The sequence below is a fragment of the Pseudanabaena sp. SR411 genome (assembly GCF_002251945.1).
Classification (GTDB): Bacteria; Cyanobacteriota; Cyanobacteriia; order Pseudanabaenales; family Pseudanabaenaceae; genus Pseudanabaena.
In genome coordinates, this window is the sequence record NZ_NDHW01000035.1 from 1 (window position 1) to 1,281 (window position 1,281).

General features: G+C 43.0%; 2 protein-coding genes and 1 pseudogene. 2 read left to right on the top strand and 1 reads right to left on the bottom strand.

The window, feature by feature from the left end; all coding sequences use genetic code 11:
- Positions 1-417, top strand: a 417-nt coding sequence (locus tag B9G53_RS01450) for an IS630 transposase-related protein (RefSeq protein ID WP_141211671.1), incomplete at its 5' end; no start/stop codon positions are given.
- A 59-nt stretch (positions 418-476) separates the two neighbouring features.
- Positions 477-809: a transposase gene (locus B9G53_RS01455; RefSeq protein WP_254923505.1), complete on the top strand. Its 333-nt coding sequence runs from the start codon at positions 477-479 to the stop codon at positions 807-809.
- Positions 810-828: 19 nt separating this feature from the next.
- Here B9G53_RS01455 and B9G53_RS01460 read toward each other — a convergent pair.
- Positions 829-1,281: pseudogene (locus B9G53_RS01460) on the bottom strand (transposase); the annotation flags it as partial.

A 1,281-nucleotide genomic window follows, 5' to 3' on the forward strand; every position in this document is an offset into this window, starting at 1 on the left:
AAGACAGGAGAGAAAGAAAAAGAACCGAAAATGACAGCAGCTTACAGCACAGATTTACGAGAGAAAGCAGTATCAGCTATTGATAGAGGAGGAAAAAAGAGTCACGTCTGCCGAACCTTGAACATCAGCAGAAATATGTTAGATCAGTGGCTAAAACGGAGAGAAGAGAAAGGAAGTCTAGTACTAGAAGAGTATCGACGAGGTCCTAAACCGAAAATCACAGACCTAGCAGCATTCCAAGCATTTGCTGAAGCCAATGGACATTTGACGCAGAAAGAAATGACTGAGAAATGGGTCAAACCAGTTAGTCCAGTGCTGATAAGGGAAGCACTACGTAAAATTAACTTCACCCGTAAAAAAAAACTTACACCTATCAGGAAAAAAACGAACAACAGTGACAAGAGTTTCAGCAACTAATACGCACCCGTGCTAAAGAAAGATTCGTATATGTTGATGAAGCAGGTATCGATAATACGATTGATTATCCCTATGGATATTGCCACAAATTAGAGAGATTTCATGCCACAAAGTTAGGACATCGCACTGAGAGTTTGAGCATGATTAGTGGTTGGCGAGACGGTGAAATTGTTGCACCAATGCTATTCGACGGCTTCTGTAATGCTAACTTGGTATGTAAATGGGTAGAAGAGTTTCTTGTCCCAGAACTATTGCCARRGCAAATATTAGTCATCGATAATGCTRGTTTTCATCCACAGGAAAGGATTAGGCAATTAGTCCGTCAGACTGGATGTGAGGTGCTATTTTTACCACCCTATTCTCCTGACTTAAACAAGGAGACTGTCAAGTAGATTGTGTAAAGTCTAGGAGCTAGAAGTGGAGACGATCCTCAAAGAGGATGGCAAATCGATTAAGTGCAGGTTTCCAATCACGAATGGAGCCTTGTCCACTTCTTCGAGATATGCCGCATCGCCAAATAGACCAGCTTAAAAGCAGCCTCATCGGTCGGAAAAATCTGTTGAGATTTAATCACCTTCCGCAAACTGCTATTCATTGACTCAATGGCATTGGTGGTGTAAATCGCCCTGCGAATCTCAGGAGGGAAAGCAAAGAAGGGGATAATATTCGCCCAATGATTGCGCCAAGACTTGGAGATTGATGGATATTGCTTGTCCCACTTCTCCGCAAAGAGTTCAAGGTTAAACTCCGATTCCGTTGCCGCAGCATAAATAGCCTTGAGGTCGGCACAAACCTGCTTGCGTTGTTGCCAAGGCACAAAAGCGACTGAGTTTCTGACCATGTGGACAATGCATAACTGTACCT